Below are 16,899 nucleotides of genomic sequence, written 5' to 3' on the forward strand. Positions count from 1 at the left end.
TCTTCAACATCAACTACTCCAGTTTGGATCACACGTTTTACCCCAACTCTGTGTCCAGAAAAACCGGAGCCGCCGCACTGGCGAGTTGATCTGACGATGCCGTTGTTCCTGTCAGCCGGCCACTTGCATTCCCTTTTCAGCATCGCCTTGTGAGGCTAACTGCATGATCAGTCTCGACGACGTCGACCATCAACTCATCGCGCTGCTGCGCGACAACGCGCGTACCCCGGTCGTGACGCTCGCGCAGCAGTTAAGAGTCGCACGTGCGACGGTCCAGAACCGCTTGACCCGGCTCGAAAAGAACGGCGTGATCGTGGGCTATACGGTCCGACTGAAGCCGGCTGCGGAAAAGCACCGCATTCGAGGGCTGATGTCCATTGCGGTAGAGGGCAATCGGGCCGCTGAGGTCGTGAAGATACTGCGCGGTTATCCGAATGTTGCAACGATTCACAGCACCAACGGACGTTGGGATCTGATTGCAGAACTGCTGGCGGACTCGTTGGAAAATTTCGATCGCGTACTCGGCTCGATCCGTTTGATCGACGGCATTGCCAGTACCGAAACCAGCATTCTTTTGTCGACACATAAAGCGTGATTGCTGCGCGCGATGCTGCGTGACCAGGCTTTCGGATATCAGCTTTCTTGTCGGGCGGCCGTCAGGACGGACGCATCATTCTCGACTCCATGGAGGTAAGCAAAGTCAGTGTGCTTGCCGACCCGTTTGTGGGTGTCTGGAATCCAGTCGAACGCGGCAAGCGCAACCATCACCGTTACCGCATCACCGATGCGCGTCGCAATCCGCGCAAACGGCATCACCGCATGTGTCGCGATCTACCCCACAGCGCCAGACGAAGAGTTGGATTCGACCCACCGGCCGCAGCGCCCACGTTCGTCTACCAATGCGCACGAACACCATAAAAGATCCAATATTTTCAACTGGTTGTGTGTTCGCTTACCGCAGCGCAACCGTTTGGCACGCACTTTGCGTTGATCATGATCGAGGCGTGGCGACACCCTCAAAACAGGCTCTGACGTTCCCGACCGACTAATTTCCCCGTGGAGAACCGAAATGAATACGCTGGTAATCAAAGACCTCGCCGTCACCGTTGAGATGGACCGTAGCGCAATGGCCGCCGTCAGCGGCGGCAGGTTGCCGCAGCAGATCGTGAACATCATCCAGGCCGTTAACGACTATGCAAATGACTCTCCTACCCAGCACAGCTTTACTGGCAGTGGGACTTCTGTGACGTACTAGCAGAAACACGGTGTCCCTCCGAAGTTGGGATTTAGCTATCGCACTGCGGAGGGTGCGCGTCGGATACGCGGTGATGTCGCTCGCGCGGAACATGTCGTAGTCGACCTTCGTGGCGGTCCAGGTTGCGTGTGCACGAGTCTGTACCGATGGGCATTCGCCAGCGGCAAAGGCCGGGCCCTCCCGGTGGTGTCCAAAACGGAGAGACATGGCAAATGGATCACGAACCTCAGCCTGCGCCCGAGAGCGCCGCGGCATCAGTCCGGTCATTGGCCCCGGCGCCGGGATGGCACCCCTGGCAGGTCAAACTTCAGTGGGCGGTGCTCGTGCTCGCCACGGCACTCTGCCTGGCCTTGTCTGTGCACGAAGGCGTCGAACTCTTTGTCATCGGTGCCATTTTTCTGGCGTCTGGCATATCCAGCATCGCGGGCTTCGCCTTCTCCGCAGTCTGCGGCGCAATGCTGTTCCATCTCTCTGCCGACACGGTGCAGATCGTCCAGATCATGATTGTCTGCAGCATCGCGAACCAGACAGCCATGGTCTGGGCACTCAAACGGGATATCCAGTGGCGGGCGCTGGCAGTTTTCCTGGTCGGTGGCGTGGTCGGATTGCCCTTGGGCATCACCGTACTGCTCACGCTGGATCGTCACGTCTACACCCACGTACTTGGCGTGGTCCTGAGTCTCTATGGGTGCTCTATGCTCGCGAGGCGGCCGCTGGTCATCCCGCGCCAGTCGAAGGCACTCGATGTCCTGGCGGGATTTCTCGGCGGCATCACGGGTGGCGCGGCTGGCTTTCCCGGAGCATTTGTGACCATCTGGTGCGGGTTCAAGGGGTGGAGCAAGGACCGCCAGCGTGCCATGTATCAGCCGTTTATCCTGATCACGCAGGTCACCGCGCTGGCTGCCATCAGTCTGTTGCGACACTCCGCCGGCAAGACCGCTTTAGCCCCAGCCATTCTGCTCTGCATACCTGGGTCGCTGCTCGGAACCGCGATCGGCATGACGCTCTATAAACGGCTGTCGGACAATCATTTCGCACGGGTCGTGAACCTGCTGTTGATTGTCTCGGGGATTAGCTATTTTGGATAACTAGACGAATTCTGGCTGACCGCCGTGATTGACGGCAGGCCGATCTAGGGCGCCCGTGCGTTTTGAACGAAGAAGCACCTTGACGAAAATACATGATGGACGAACAAACAACGGTCCATCGCGTTATGCCAGGGTCGCTGCTTCAATGATCCACATCCCATGGTTGCATCGTAGGCGACCATTCGGCGAGTGAACTCAAGAAGTCAGAGTTCATTTTGGTAATGTTGGGTGAGGTAGATTTCGAAGCTGCCGTTTGGACAATTCAGAAGGAGCGAATGAAGGCCGGTCGCGCCCACAATGTTTATTTGAGTCGACAGGCTCTGGACATTCTGGTCGCATTCAAGACGTGCTTCGGAGCGAGTTCATACGTGCATCCGGGTCACTAAGAGACGAACTCTCCAATACAAGGCCGAGTATGCGGAGCAGAGGAGAGGAATGCTTCAAGCGTGGGCCGATATGCTGGATGGCTGAATTACCAAAAAAATCAAAAGGTGATCGTCCTGGCGCCACTCTTCAAGCGGCGACCATTCGAGCTCGTGGCAGGCCTTTCGAGTCGACGAGACCCAAACGTCTGATCTTGTTGAATGGGCGGTGCAGTTTACCTATCCTTTTATCCGGGCTTAAGTGTGGCCAGTGTGATACACAGCGGAAGGGGCAGACATGTCTACACCCAACAAGTCTACACCCAACAAACTTGGGCTAACCATCACCATTCCAAAGACAGTCTTCAGTTATCCCTGCAATTACAGTATTGATCGCTTTGTGCCGCTTACGGTGATCAAGGATAAATGCGGAATGGATGCGAGTATGGTTTGGCAATCTGCCGATGGCGATCTTACGCACCTCACGGGGGTGTACAGCAACGAGCTCATATCCGCGCCGATAAAAGCGACGGGCTGTTTCGCCAATGTAGGTTTTCATGTTTCCAGCAAGGTGGACACATACCTGGGACAAAGCAACGATGAGCACGGCTTTCCTGCCCAGATGGCACTAAACGGCCCGGGTGAAATGGTTCTATACCAGGTCTTCGTCTATGGCTTCAAACCGTGGACGGTTGCGCCATGCTCAGGATTTCAGATTACCCATTCCGTGGAAGATATCGGCAACGGAAAATTCAAGGTGACCACCACCAAGGAAGGCAAGGCGGTGCGCTTTCGTCACAGTATCAATGCTAGCGATGGGATTGTCGTGGAGGAGCCCGTCGAATATTCGTCGGAGGCGGGGCAGGGGCGAGCAATCGTGGTTCAGATCGTCCAGAGTGGCGGGATCAATCCGGCGATTCTGGTCAAAGCCGATCTCTGCATACGATGACGATGCCTCTGCAATTCAGGTACCCAGTTCACGCACACAATTGCGCAACAGAAACGGCCGCTCTGATCAGCCGATTGAGATATGGACTTTTCCGCGGGCGACATCATCATCGAGTACGACGACAGTGACGACGAAGCGAAGCATGCGCTGATCTGGGTGCTTGACGCCAACGGAAAGACCGTCATCCACAGCAAGGACGTCGGGAACCTGCAGGGAGTTGTGCAGCAGTCCGTCGGCGCGCTGGCGATCACCGACGACGACGTCAAGTACCTCGTCTATCGTTACGAGGACTCAACTGTGGCCGCCGCGGCAGCGTGGTTCGCCACAAGATGGGCCACGCGCAGTGACGATCCCATGGTGGCTGGGATGGTGAAATATGCCGCAACGAAAAATCAGGTCGTGAAGGCGAGCGTTCCGTTCGGACGGCGCGGAGATGAATACCAGACCGAAGAGGCCTGGACTGCCAACTCTCTGGTCCGCGCGGTGCGAGCCTGGCACCGCGGACTCGCGGGCGTGAAGCTTTCCAGTCGCAAGGGAATCAGCTGCTCGCAGTTCGTCACGTACTGTTTTCAGGCAGCCAGCCTGCACGCAGCGCTGCACAACATGTGCCTGCAATCTCAGGATGCGAAGAACTTTCTGTTGGGCCCGCAAAATTTCGTGGCCTTGAAAAAGGGAAACCGCTACAGCCTCATCTACGAAGCCCTGAAATCCGTGGAGAAGGATCTGAGTGGCTGTATCCCGCCCGGCATGCTGGTCGATGCGAAGACGACCGACGCCGACAATCTGCAGAATTGCCTCGAACGTGGGGACAGCAAGTTCAAATGCGTGGGTGCAGTGGCGACGGATAACCCGAAGAAACCCACCAAAGCCTGGATCGAGGCGGCAGAAGAGAAGTCTGATTGACGCAGCGAGCGGCCCCGCGGCGATGCAGCCTGACAGGGGCTGCTTCAGCATGCGTTGGGGGCGCGGCATGAGTGACAGGAGCAGGCCGTGGCATCTGCGGGAGCGCCAGCGGCCCGGGCTACGTGAGATTACCGGCCGGTCGGAGATCGAAGGCAGCAGGGGCAATCCAGGAGGATGTCATGCCGGTTACCAGGACCGTGATGTCGATTCACGATGATCAGACGGGGGAGGGTACGGCGCTCGCATTTCCCACGATGTCGACCTGTTCCGCGATTATCTGCGTGCTCGCCGACCGGCTCGTGGGCGTCCACAAAACCCAGGGCTGGCGCGGCACCACCAACACGTTGTTCGCGCGCGCCGTCAAGTTGATCGGTGGTGACAGGGTCTACGAGCTCTATATCGCCGGCTGGAACGTGGGAAGCGAGGAATGTCACGACATCAGTCAGATTCAGAATGCGCTGGGATGCGCCGATGTGGCGACCTTTGTGCTCGACTACCACAACGCTGACGTCATCATCAAAAACAAACACAGCGGGAATCTGGTCAACCAGCAGGCTTTCCAGGCGCGAAAGGGGAAAGTCTTCACCCCCAGCCCAACCTCCGATTTGTGCACTTTTGCGTTTCATACCGGCAAGCGGAATCCCACCATCGGGATCAAGCGGTCGTCGAAGGTGAACATTACCTCCCGTGATCATGACGCGATGGACGAAAACTACGAGCGAGAGGGGAGGGACGGGATGATGATCGCCGTCACGGAAGACATCCAGACGCCGAGCGATCATCTTCACGTCCAGGACAAGTACCTGGATTTCACTCGCGTGGTTTGAATCACCGTGGCGTCCAGGCACGCAAGATGACATGAGGATCCGCGAGGGTCGCGATATGCGTCCTGGCGTGGACATCCTCTGCCCGAGCGATCTGGACGCGAAGACCACATCGAGATGGAAAACCATTGCTGCGGCACACGACACTTTGGGAATAGCCATGAAAGACGTGACTGTCAGGATCAACGACACGCTTGCATCCATTACGACCTCGGCAATCGGGACCTTCGCCGAGAAGGCCTGCGCGCATGCTCTGGCCAGTACCTATATTCAGAACCACTATCCGCCGGCCAACGCGCACCAGGCCGGCTATGTGAATTTCTCGAACGGCATGTCGATGAAGAATCTGCACAACGCGGGTAACGAGGCCCAGCGCGAAATGCGACGCGTCATTTATCTGCTGTGGCATGCCATTGGAAACCACGCGCTCGCCAATCGGGCCACGACGCTCGGTGCCGGATTGCTGGCAGCTGAATATCGCCGCCTGTTGCAGAAAGCCAGGATAGTCGAGGATGCAAATCATGCGCGCGACCACGGCAGCAGAAATCTGCTGACGACCGTTATCCCGACCGCGCCACTGCAGTTTCTCACAGAGAACAAGATTATGGTTCACGGTTCGACGGCCTATGCGCCGGATGCGCTAGACCGCAATCTCGTGAACTTTCACTTCAACTACGACCCGGCCCAGGATCGCTACATGTTCGTGCCTGTCGCGGGGGTTCCGGTTCCTGCGGGCGCATACGGCTTTTCAGCAGCAAGCGTGCGGGCCGTGCACTGGACCGCCGTCCCCGGTAGAGGAGTCGTGGCAATTCCGGGGCCACCGCCGGGCGGTGCCAGCTTTGCCGCCATCGACGGTACACGTCTCGATGGCTCCGACGTGATGGTCACGACGCAGTTCACCGGCTGCAGTTTTTGCATGAAGGACGTGGGAGGCGTGATCTATGCCGCTCATATTTCGCCCAGCATCCCGGGGCATCCGAACCCGCACGTCGGCACTACCATGGCCCAGCAGCTCTGCGGAATGAATGCTAACGTTGGCGCAGGCGATTTCGCGAATCATGCAGGCGTCGCCCCTTTCATGGTCTATGGCGCAGGGCACAGCAACATCGTCGGCTTTCCAAATGGCTACCCGGTGGTGGGAGTTGGCGCAGTTCCACTCCAATATATGTGCATGATTGGCGTGCGAGTGGGCGGCCTTTGGCAGATCTTCTCCCAGCAAGTGTTCGTGGGCGGTGCATTCGCAGCCTTCCAGGTTCTGTAGTGCAACGCTATCCGCTCGATCAGCCCGGCGCGCCTACCGGCCTCTGCGGCTGCTCGAATATTTACCTTGGCGCGCTCGGTCGGCATCAGCAGCATGTTTTCCACCGTCTTATTCTCGGTCACGCTCGCACCAACCGCCCCCCAATTCTTGCCTTTCTTACTTAAGACATCGACCTGTGGGTCGATGAAAACAATCGCAGTGTCGGATCGATCGAAGCTCACGTCGCGCCTCCAGTAGAGTGGATGAAGGCTCGCCCGTTTTCGATTCGACCTGAGCCTCCTGATCAGACTAGGAAACGGAGTCTTCAAAAGCAATGGCGTTGCGGCAGATTCGCCGGCGCGTCCAGCCCTTCAAACGAGATCGAGCCGCGCCCCCATCTCGACGACGCGATTCGGCGGCAGGCCGAGGTGAGCCGTCGCGTTCAGCTCGTTCTTGCGCAGCAGCGAGAACAGACTGAGCAGGACATAGCGTCCCGGACGCCGCTTCGTTTGCACCGACAGCGATTCGCGCCCGAGGTAAAACGTCGTCGTCATCGGCTCATAGGCCGTGCATCCCGAGTGCCGCAACGCCTGTTCGAGGAGTTGCGGCACGTCCAGCATTTCGAGGTAGCCGTAACGGCCGACGACGCGCACGAAGCCCAGGTCGAGACACTGCACCGTGAAGCGCTCGCCTGCGTCGACGCGCGGCGTTTCTTCGGTCAGCAAGGTCAGCAGCACCACCTGCTGATGCAGCACCTGATTGTGCTTCAGATGATGCAGCAGGGTAGTCGGCACCGAGTTGCCGGCGCCCATCAGAAATACGCCCGTACCATGCACGCGGTGCGGCGGCGACACCGCGAGACTTGCAACGAATGCGTCCAGCGGCAATTGCGTGTCCAGCCGGGCGCGAGTCAGCGCGCGCAGTCCGATCAGCCACGACGTCGAGACGAGAAAGGTCAGCGTACCGATGCTGAGCGGCAGCCAGCCGCCGTCGGCAAACTTCATCGCGTTAGCCGCGACGAACGCCACGTCCACCACCATGAAGATTCCGGCCACGAGCGCGACGCGCCAGATCGGCCAGTTCCAGCGCACGCGCGCGAAGGCGGCAAACAGCATGGTCGTGATCAACATCGTCGTCGATACGGCAATACCGAAAGCGGCCGCGAGGCTGTCCGAGGTGCGGAAGCCGAGCACCACCGCGATGGTCGCGACCATCAGCACCCAGTTCAGGCCCGGCAGATAGATCTGCCCCTCGGTGCTCGACGATGTGTGTTTGACTGTCACGCGCGGCGACAGGCCAAGTTGCGCCGCCTGACGAGTCAACGAGAACACCGCGGAAATCAGCGCCTGCGACGCGACGATGGTCGCCAGCGTGGCGAGCACCACCATCGGATACAGGCCCCAGGACGGCACCGTCGTGTAGAACGGGCGGGCCGCCGCGCTCGCATCGCGCAGCAGCAATGCGCCCTGACCCAGATAGTTGACGGTCAGCGCCGGTAACGCGAGCCCATACCATGCGAGACGAATCGGCCGCGCGCCGAAGTGGCCCATGTCGGCGTAGAGCGCTTCGCCGCCGGTCAGACACAACACGACGGCGCCCAACGCGACGAAGCCCTTGAAGCCGTTGTGCGCGAAGAACTCGATACCGTTCAGCGGATTGAACGCGGCGAGGATGGCCGGCGTCTGCACGAGCGACACCAGCCCTAATCCAAAGATGACGACGAACCAGACCGTGAGAATCGGACCGAACGCGACGCCCACGCGGCCGGATCCCAGAGGCTGCACCGCGAACAGCACCACCAGGATCACTACGGTGATCGGCACCGTGTAATGCGCGAAGGCGGGCGTCGCTACTTCGATCCCTTCGATCGCGCTTAGCACCGAGATCGCGGGCGTGATGACGCCGTCGCCATACAGCATCGCGGTGCCGAACATCGCCATGAACACCCAGCGCAATGCGCCGGCGCGAGTGACGCGTCCGGTACGTTCACCGACCAGCAGCGCGAGCAGCGCGAGCAGTCCGCCTTCGCCGCGGTTGTCGGCCTGCATCAGCACCAGCACGTACTTGACGCTGACCATCAGCAGCAGCGACCACAGGAACAACGAGACGATCCCGATCACGTTGGCGTGGGTCGGCGCGACGCCGAGCGAACCGCCGAATGCAGCCTGCAATGCGTACAGCGGGCTCGTGCCGAGGTCGCCGAACACGATGCCGAGCGCGGAGAGTGCGAGTGCGGCCGTTCCAGTTGCGCGATGCGAGGACGGCGAAGCCTGCAGGGTTTGGCTGTTGTTCATGGGTTATTCATATCCGGAGGATGAGGTCGGCAGGCGAGGGGCGATGGTATCGACAGTATGTTGCCGTGTCGATTGCGATTCTTTGAATCCCATGAGTCGGATTGACGATCGAGCGTACTCTCCCGGGGTGGTCGTGCGTTGGTATTCGATGCGTTGCTGCGCGTACCATGCAATGAATCGGGCAGGTTCGCAATGACGGTTAACCCAAGTCAAACGGGGCTGCGCGGCGGCCGAGCCAATGATCTCATTCGTCCTGCGTAGACCTGATGAAAGCCTTGGGTAACAAGCCGGCTCGATGCGTAAGGCGAATGTTCGAAAAATGAAAGAAGGCTTCAACTGCGCGCGTAGGTTGGGGCCTGACTTCAGACGAAGCACTTCTTTGATTCAACGATATGCACAAGCGCCAACTGCCCAACGTTGTCGACTTGCCTTGGTGCGTCGATCGCGTGTCGGTTCGTCGTCGCGCGATCCGACTGGATTATCAGTATTCCTGCTGATATTCATCGAGTGTCGTACTGACGAGCGTCGCCGCACGCGCGATCGGCGCGGCGAGCGGCGACGCGCTCAACGGCAGCCGGCACGTTCAGTTCGAAAGACAATTCGGCACTTTGTTCACATTAGTTCACATCCACGCAAGCATTGTCGAATACACTGCTCGTGCTGCGGCAAATGTTGCGTGAACTCAGGTCGTGCAGCCGAATGTCGCGGTTCGCGAGCAGCGGCTGCGCACATGTTGCGATGGCGAATGCGTTGGCGCCAGTGCTCGCGTCAGCGGCTACACCATCGTCAAGTTCAGAAGCAAGGCGGGCTCTTGTGAAAGCAAGGCTCGCTTGGACGCTGTTTAACAATTGTTGGTGCTGACCTGAACATGCGTATTGCGATTTCCGTCGTCACTCATGCCGGCCAGAACATCTGGCAGAACGGTCTGGGGCAGAACGTCATCTTTCTCGCCGAACTTTTTCAACGTCTGTCTTTCGTCCAATCGGTCGTCCTGATCGATGTCGGCGACCAGTTCGCGATGCCGCCGCAGGTCGACACGAACGCGAAAGCGCTGAACGTGATCAAGACCGCCGATGCGACCGATCAGGTCGACGTGATCGTCGAGATGGGCGGCGCGCTCGACGTTCAGTGGCTCGATCTGATGCGCGCGCGCGGCAAGAAGGTCGTATTCCATTGCTGCGGGCAGCCGTTCGTCGGCTTGGCCGAGCCGGCCGTGTTCAACAAGCCGACGCATGCGTCGCGCCCTGATCGCTGCGACGAAGTCTGGCATCTGCCGAAAGACGCGGCATTCGCGCCGATGCTGCGGGTATTGCACCGCTGCGACGTCCATCAGACGCCTTTCATCTGGCATCCGCAATTCATCGAGCGGCGCATCCAGGAGGTCGTGGACCTCTCGGGGCTGCGCTACGGTTTTCAGGCCGGCGCCCGGGCGAACGACGCGGCCACGGATGCCGCGCGCGGTCTGCGCGTCGCGATCTTCGAGCCGAACATCTCGGTCGTGAAGACGTCGAGCATACCGATGCTGGTCTGCGAGGAAGCCTACCGCGCCGATCCCGCCTCGGTGCGCATGATGCACGTACTGAATACGCTGCACATGAAGGACCACGCGACCATGCTGCACTTCGCGAACTCGATGAATCTGGTGCGCGAACACAAGGCGGTGTTTCACGGGCGTCACGATATCGTCGGCTTCATGGTGCAGCATGCGGATGCGGTGGTGTCGCATCAGTGGCGCAACGAGCAGAACTACAGTTACCTCGACGCGCTGTATGGCGACTATCCGCTGATCCACAACTCCGCGTGGCTGAAGGAGGCGGGCTACTACTATCCGGCCTTCGAAATCCGTCAGGGGGCCGCGCAACTGCGGCTCGCGGTCGATCGGCACGCGGCGCAACTCAACGACTATCGCGCGCGCACCCAGCGGGTATTCCACGCGGTCGATGCATTTGCGCAGCACAACCTCGATGCCTATGCGGCACGGCTGCTGCATCTGTGTCGCGACGCGAATTTCCTTGCCAACCGCCCGAGCCGTTCATGAACACTGCAACCAGTCCATTAGCCGGCGGCCGCAAACTGCGGGTCGGCGTGTCGATTTTTGTGCGCAAAGGCGAGCAGTCGGTGTGGGAGAACGGCATTTACCAGAACTGCATTTTTCTGGTGATGCTGCTGATGCGCTCGCCGCTCGTCGAGGCGACTTATCTGGTGGCCGGCGGCGGCGACGGCGGACCTGCCGACGCGACGAAGTTTCTCGCCGATTCGCCAGTACCGCTGATCGACATGAACGAAGCGGCGGCGACGCTCGACCTGATGATCGAAATGAGCGCGCAACTGTCGCACGAATGGGTCGTCGCGTTTCGGGAGCGCGGCGGCAAGATCGTGTCGATGCGGGTCGGCAACGACTATGTGATCGACATCGAACGCATGGTGTTCGACAAATCACATGGACTATTGATTACCGGCGCACCGTATCACGAGATCTGGACGCTGCCCGAGTACGAGGTGAGTTGCGCGCCGTATTTCGAGAGCCTGTTCCGCTGCCCGGTGCGTCTGATGCCGCATCTGTGGAGCCCGATGGTGCTCGATCGCGAAGCCGCGAATTTGCCGCAAGACCGGCCCTTCGGTTATCGGCCCGGCCGCAGGCGTTGGCGCGCGGGTATCTTCGAGCCGAACATCTGCATGGTGAAGACGAGCTATATTCCGCTGCTGGCCTGCGAAGCCGCGCATCGCGACAACCCGGACATGCTCGATCACGTGTTCGCGTACAACACGTTTCATCTGAAGGAGCACGTGAGCTTCAACGGCTTCGCGCGCAGCCTCGATATCGTGCATCACGGTCTCGCGTCGTTCGAGGGGCGGTTTCCGTTTTGTCAGGTGGTGGCCGGCGACGTCGATGTGATCGTCAGCCATCAGTGGGAAAACGCGCAGAACTATGTGTACTACGAGGCACTGTATGGCGGCTATCCGCTGATCCACAACTCGCATCTGATCGGCGCTTGCGGGTATCGCTATCACGACTTCGATTGCGAAGAGGGGGGTCGCGCGTTGCAACTCGCGTATGCGGAGCATGACGCGAATCTCGCTGCCTACCAGCGCACCGCGAATGCGTTCATTGCACAACTGGATCCCGAAAGCGATGCCAACGTCGGCAGCTATACCCAGGCGATCGCCGCGCTTTTCGAAAACAGTTAAAGCCCGTGTAAGGGCAGCATGCAGATAGCACCACGAGATTCAGCACCCTGTCGGTGCGAAACTGGAAATTTCAGATCATGAGCGGGTTGCGTATCGGCATCACCATCGGTTTGCATCAACCGAATGAAACGCTGTGGAATAACGGCATCAAACAGAACGCCGCGTTTCTTGCCGATGCATTGCGCCATTGTCCGAACGTGACGTCGGTGACGCTCGTCAATACGACCGCGGTGCCGATCACCCCCGCATTGCCGTGGGACCAGACGCGTTTTCCGACGCTGACGTTCGATGCCGCGAAAGATGCGCTCGACGTGCTGATCGAACTGGGCGGTCAGATCAACGCGGAACAGACCGACTATCTGAAGCAACGCGGCGTGCGGATCGTGTCGTATTGCTGCGGATTCGAATACATCCACGCGATGGAATCGGTGCTGTTCCGCAAGCCGGCGTGGGGCGGGAACCTGTTCGTCAATCAGCGCTACGACGATATCTGGATGATCCCGCAGGTCGACCATATCAGCCGCTCGTATTTCGAGGTGCTGCGCCGGCAAACCGCGCGTGTCGTGCCGTTCATCTGGAGTCCAATGTTTCTGGACGAGCGGGTCAGGAGCCTGCCGGGCGGTGGGATCTATCAGCCGCACGGCGGCGCGAAGCGGCTCTCCGTGATGGAGCCGAATATCAACGTCGTGAAGTTCTGTTTCTATCCGACGCTGATCGCGGAACTGGTGTACCGCCAGCGGGCGGATAGCGTCGCGCTGCTGCAGGTCACGAACGCAGAGAGTATCGCGCGTGAAAGCAAGGAATTCATCGCGCTGATGAACCAGCTCGATATCGTGCGTAATCAGAAGGCGGTATTCCTCGGACGACACGAAACGCCGGTGTTTCTGGCCGAGAACACGGACATCGTGATCTCGCATCAACTGGAAAACCCGCTCAATTACTTCTACCTGGAAGTATGTTGGCAGGGCTATCCGCTGGTGCACAACGCGTATCTGTGCGCGGACCTCGGTTACTACTATCGGGACAACGACGTCGAAGAAGGTGCGCGTCGGACCATCGAGGCGATGGACCGCCACGACGCGCATACGTCGTGGTACCGCGAGAAGCAGCGCACGGAGATCGCGCGCTACCTGCCGGATAACCGTCAGCTGGTTGCCACCTACGCGGCGCTGCTCGACGATCTGATCGCCCGAGCGCCGCGGTAGTCGTCGCGCACGACGCAAGAATCGAGGTGCCCGTGTGTCCGGCGCATCATGTCCCCGCATTCGCCGCGACGTGGCTCAGAACCCGAACACCCGCAGCGCGTTGTTGCCGCGGATCGCGTCGCATTGCTCCTTCGGCAAACGGGCGGTGTTGGCGAACGCGCCGCGAATGTCGTACACCTGGTGCGGCCAGTCGGTGCCGAACATCACGCGATCCGCACCGACCACCGATACGAGAAAGTCGAACGACGCCGGGCCGTACGTGATGCAGTCGTAGTAAATATGGCGCAGATAATCGATCGGCTTGCGCTTCATCTTGCGACGCTGCGGGATCTCGACCTCGTTGCCTTTTTCGAAGCGGCCGGCGAGGTAAGGCAACGCGCCGCCCGCATGCGACGCGATGATCTTCAGATTCGGATACTGATCGAAGAAGCCTTCGAAGATCATCCGCGTGATGGCGAGCGTCGTGTCGAACATGAAGCCGACTGCCCAGCTCAGATCGAACTTCGTCATGTCCATCAGATCGACGCCGGGAGGATCGGTCGGATGCACGAGCACCGGCAGCGCGCGACGGTCGATCTCGGCCCAGATCGGCGCGAACATCGGATCGGTGAGGCTGCGTCCCGCGATGTTCGCGAGGACCATCACACCGCTTGCGCCGTTATCGCAGGTGCGGCGCAATTCTTCGAGCGCCGCTTCGGGATACTCCCACGGCAACGACGTGAACCAGCGGATGCGTCCGGGATATTTGGCCTGCGCTTCGGCGAGCGTGTCATTCGATTCGCGCGCGGCGAGACAACTGGTTGCCTGATCGCCCCAGTACACGTTCGGGCAGGTCAGCGACACGACGGAAATATCGATGCCCGATTCATCCATCTGGCGAATCCGCATGTCGAAATCGAAGTGGCCTTTTTGCGGAATCACGACCGGCGTGTTGCCGCGAAACACTTCCTGCTGACCGTCGGGGCGCGTCTGGATGTTGTACGCACCGCCACGCTGCCGTAGCAGCTCGAGCCATTTGTGCGTGAAGATGTGCGTATGAACGTCAATCACAGGCATGCGGGATCTCCGAAAGAAAGAGTGATCGAATGAAGGCGCGGCGTGCGTCTTCAGTGGCGGGCGATCGATTCGAGCTACCGATCGATTCAGATCGCCCCTGCGGGTGAGGTGAAAACGGAGCTGGCTACTGGGCGGCGAATTCGTTCATCGGCGCCGCGCGGCGCTTCAGCATGAACGCACCGACCAGGCCGAGCGCGAAGAACACCGCGCAGAAATGTGCGGGCATCATGTTGTTGCCGCTCACGTGCAGCAGCCACGTGAGCACCATCGGCGAGAAGCCGCCGAAGACGGCTGCGCCGATGTTGTACGAGATCGCGAGGCCGGTCGAGCGGACTTCGGTCGGGAACAGGCCGGCGAGCGCGGTCGGAATCGGCGCGTTCGATGCGCTGATCAGCAGCGCGAAGCCGAGCTCGACCGTCATGATCGACGCGAACGACGGCGCGCTGACGATCCAGTAGTAAGCGGGGTATAGCACGACGAGAAACAGCACCAGCGCGACGCGAATCATGCGTTCGCCGCCGATGCGATCCGCCAGATGACCGAACAGCGGGATCGTCACCACGCGCAGCAGCACGCTTGCAAGCAGCACGGAAAACGGCAGCGTCATCGGCATGTGAAGGTTCTGCACCGCGTAGATCGGCAGATACGTGATGATCACGTAAGCCATCACGTTGAGCGCGGCGGACAGCGCTGTGGCGACGAACAGTTCGCGCGGATAGTGCGCGACGACCTGCGAGAACGGCACCTTCACACGCGGGCCCAGCTTCTGGAACGCCTCGGTTTCGGGCAGATTGCGGCGAATATAAAAGCCGACCGGGCCGATCAGCAGACCGAGCAGGAACGGAATGCGCCACGCCCACGACTCGAGCGCCTCGTGCGTGAACAGATGCGTGAGCGCGCTGCCCATCGCGACCGCGAGCGACGCGCCCAGGGCCTGCGCGAACATCTGCCAGCTGCCATACAGATTGCGCCGCGCTTTCGGTGCGTATTCGATCAACATCGCGGTCGCGGTGCCGAACTCGCCGCCGGCCGAGATGCCCTGCAACAGGCGCGCGCACAGCACGATCGCCGGTGCGATCAGGCCGATCTGGTGAAAGCCGGGGGTGAGTGCGATCATCGCGGCGGCGACCGTCATCATCGCGATGACGAGCGTGAGGCCGGCCTTGCGGCCTTTGCGGTCCGCGTACATGCCCAGCAGAATGCCGCCGAGCGGCCGCACCACGAAGCCCGCGCCAAACGTCGCGGTGGTGAGCATCAACGCGGCGTATTCGCTGTCGCTCGGGAAGAACTGCTTCGCGATGATGATCGACAGAAAGCCGAACACCACGAAGTCGTACCACTCGAGCACATTGCCGAGCGTCGACGCCATTGCGCCGACCCAGCGTTTGCGCGAATCGATTGCTGTCACGACTGTCTCCTGTCGTTTTTTGAACGGCTGTGTGCTGCGTAGGAAGGCAATGTAGGGTACTGTCCGCATGAAAACAATCGAACAAAATCAATGGCTCCATAAAGTAACTTTATGATTCAGCTTTCATGACTCCAACCATCAAGCAGTTGCGCGCGTTCGCGCTCGTCTGCCGCTTCGGCGTGCTGACGCGCGCGGCCGACGAAATGTTCATCACCCAGCCCGCGGTCAGCGTATTGATCCGGCAAATGGAAGAGGCGCTCGGCCTGCGTCTGTTCGACCGTACGTCGCGCTCGCTGCGGCCGACCGTGGCCGCGCACGAAATCCTGCCGACCGTCGAGCGGATGCTGCGCGATCTCGAGTCGATCCAGTCGAGCGTGAAGGAACTGGCCGGGCGCGAGCGCGGTCAGTTGCGCTTCGCGGCGACGCCGTCGATCGCGGCGGCGATCGTGCCGAAACTGCTCGCCGAATATCGCGCGCTGTACCCGAACATCGAGGTCTCGGTCGACGACGCCGCTCCCGATCGCCTGACCGCGTCGACGCTGACGGGCGACGTCGAGTTCGGCATCGGCACGATCAGCGAGCGGCCCGAAGGCATCACGCTGCAATGCCTCGCGCGCGACAACCTGTGCGCGATTTGCCGAAAGGATTCGTCGCTCGCGAAGAAGCGGCGCGTGAGCTGGAAGGATGCGCTGCAGTATCCGTGGATCGGCATCAAGTCGACGAGCGGCATCCGCAAGCTGATCGACGAAACACTGTTCACGCTCGGCGCGCGCAAAGCGGTCGAGTACGAGGTGTCTTATATGACGACTGGGCTCTCGATGGTGCAGGCCGGTCTCGGGATCGCGGTTTTTCCGGGCATTCTGCTCGGCTCGTTTCCGCATCGCGATCTGGTCGCGCGCAGGCTCGAAGCGCCGCTCGTCACGCGCGACGTGAATCTGATCCGACGCGCCGAGCATTCGCTGTCGCCGGCGGCCGAGTCTTTCATCGAGCTTTGGTACAAACGTATCGGCAAGCCGGCCGAGCTGTAGCGCGCCGCGGTTGCGCGCGACCTGTCGTACTGTATGAATATACAGTATCATGGCCGCAATGGACCGCACGTGCGGCGGCGTGCGAATCGGCGGAATGA

The 16,899-nt window shown here is 60.2% G+C and carries 15 protein-coding genes and 2 pseudogenes; 12 read left to right on the top strand and 5 right to left on the bottom strand.

Annotated elements, in window-relative coordinates; all coding sequences use genetic code 11:
* Positions 1-163: 163 nt before the first annotated feature.
* Entirely contained in the window at positions 164-595 is a 432-nt protein-coding gene (locus EVC45_RS23675; RefSeq protein ID WP_129960662.1) for an Lrp/AsnC family transcriptional regulator, read from the top strand.
* Positions 596-633: 38 nt separating this feature from the next.
* Here EVC45_RS23675 and EVC45_RS23680 read toward each other — a convergent pair whose 3' ends face one another.
* Positions 634-816, bottom strand: coding sequence for a hypothetical protein (locus EVC45_RS23680; protein WP_129960663.1), 183 nt, complete (start codon positions 814-816; stop codon positions 634-636).
* A gap of 253 nt (positions 817-1,069) precedes the next feature.
* Between EVC45_RS23680 and EVC45_RS23685 the strand changes: the two genes are divergently transcribed.
* From EVC45_RS23685 to EVC45_RS23715, 7 genes and pseudogenes are all read left to right on the top strand, one after another.
* Positions 1,070-1,255, top strand: a complete 186-nt coding sequence (locus tag EVC45_RS23685; protein ID WP_129960664.1) for a hypothetical protein — start codon at positions 1,070-1,072, stop codon at positions 1,253-1,255.
* Between the two features lie 212 nt (positions 1,256-1,467).
* A complete protein-coding gene (locus EVC45_RS23690) occupies positions 1,468-2,343 on the top strand; it encodes a sulfite exporter TauE/SafE family protein (RefSeq protein ID WP_168991519.1) in 876 nt (291 codons plus the stop codon).
* Positions 2,344-2,537: 194 nt separating this feature from the next.
* Positions 2,538-2,811: pseudogene (locus tag EVC45_RS46855) on the top strand (hypothetical protein); the annotation flags it as partial.
* A gap of 192 nt (positions 2,812-3,003) precedes the next feature.
* Positions 3,004-3,654, top strand: coding sequence for a hypothetical protein (locus EVC45_RS23700; protein ID WP_129960666.1), 651 nt, complete (start codon positions 3,004-3,006; stop codon positions 3,652-3,654).
* Between the two features lie 81 nt (positions 3,655-3,735).
* Positions 3,736-4,557, top strand: coding sequence for a hypothetical protein (locus EVC45_RS23705; protein ID WP_129960667.1), 822 nt, complete (start codon positions 3,736-3,738; stop codon positions 4,555-4,557).
* Between the two features lie 179 nt (positions 4,558-4,736).
* Positions 4,737-5,384, top strand: a complete 648-nt coding sequence (locus EVC45_RS23710) for a hypothetical protein (protein ID WP_129960668.1) — start codon at positions 4,737-4,739, stop codon at positions 5,382-5,384.
* Positions 5,385-5,415: 31 nt separating this feature from the next.
* On the top strand, positions 5,416-6,642 hold the full coding sequence (locus EVC45_RS23715; RefSeq protein ID WP_129960669.1) for a hypothetical protein: 1,227 nt from the start codon (positions 5,416-5,418) through the stop codon (positions 6,640-6,642).
* Positions 6,643-6,731: 89 nt separating this feature from the next.
* Here EVC45_RS23715 and EVC45_RS46860 read toward each other — a convergent pair.
* Both EVC45_RS46860 and EVC45_RS23725 read right to left on the bottom strand, forming a co-directional pair.
* Positions 6,732-6,863, bottom strand: a pseudogene (locus EVC45_RS46860) (cysteine hydrolase); the annotation flags it as partial.
* A gap of 129 nt (positions 6,864-6,992) precedes the next feature.
* Positions 6,993-8,915 carry a potassium transporter Kup gene (locus EVC45_RS23725; RefSeq protein WP_129960670.1) on the bottom strand — a complete coding sequence of 641 codons (1,923 nt, stop codon included), beginning with the start codon at positions 8,913-8,915 and terminating at the stop codon, positions 6,993-6,995.
* An 868-nt stretch (positions 8,916-9,783) separates the two neighbouring features.
* Here EVC45_RS23725 and EVC45_RS23730 point away from each other — a divergent pair.
* The 3 genes from EVC45_RS23730 (at position 9,784) to EVC45_RS23740 (ending at position 13,309) form a co-directional block, all read left to right on the top strand.
* Positions 9,784-10,953, top strand: a complete 1,170-nt coding sequence (locus EVC45_RS23730; RefSeq protein ID WP_129960671.1) for a DUF2827 family protein — start codon at positions 9,784-9,786, stop codon at positions 10,951-10,953.
* Positions 10,950-12,104: a DUF2827 domain-containing protein gene (locus EVC45_RS23735; RefSeq protein WP_129960672.1), complete on the top strand. Its 1,155-nt coding sequence runs from the start codon at positions 10,950-10,952 to the stop codon at positions 12,102-12,104. The genes EVC45_RS23730 and EVC45_RS23735 overlap by 4 nt, the downstream gene beginning before the upstream one ends.
* Before the next feature lie 77 nt (positions 12,105-12,181).
* Entirely contained in the window at positions 12,182-13,309 is a 1,128-nt protein-coding gene (locus EVC45_RS23740) for a DUF2827 domain-containing protein (protein ID WP_129960673.1), read from the top strand.
* 75 nt (positions 13,310-13,384) lie between these two features.
* Here EVC45_RS23740 and EVC45_RS23745 read toward each other — a convergent pair whose 3' ends face one another.
* Both EVC45_RS23745 and EVC45_RS23750 read right to left on the bottom strand, forming a co-directional pair.
* Positions 13,385-14,365: an amidohydrolase family protein gene (locus tag EVC45_RS23745; RefSeq protein WP_129960674.1), complete on the bottom strand. Its 981-nt coding sequence runs from the start codon at positions 14,363-14,365 to the stop codon at positions 13,385-13,387.
* A 124-nt stretch (positions 14,366-14,489) separates the two neighbouring features.
* Positions 14,490-15,773 carry an MFS transporter gene (locus EVC45_RS23750; RefSeq protein ID WP_168991520.1) on the bottom strand — a complete coding sequence of 428 codons (1,284 nt, stop codon included), beginning with the start codon at positions 15,771-15,773 and terminating at the stop codon, positions 14,490-14,492.
* A 125-nt stretch (positions 15,774-15,898) separates the two neighbouring features.
* Between EVC45_RS23750 and EVC45_RS23755 the strand changes: the two genes are divergently transcribed.
* On the top strand, positions 15,899-16,801 hold the full coding sequence (locus tag EVC45_RS23755) for a LysR family transcriptional regulator (protein ID WP_129960676.1): 903 nt from the start codon (positions 15,899-15,901) through the stop codon (positions 16,799-16,801).
* Positions 16,802-16,899: the final 98 nt, after the last annotated feature.

Origin of the sequence: Paraburkholderia sp. UYCP14C, assembly GCF_004197395.1 — a bacterium.
GTDB lineage: Bacteria > Pseudomonadota > Gammaproteobacteria > Burkholderiales > Burkholderiaceae > Paraburkholderia.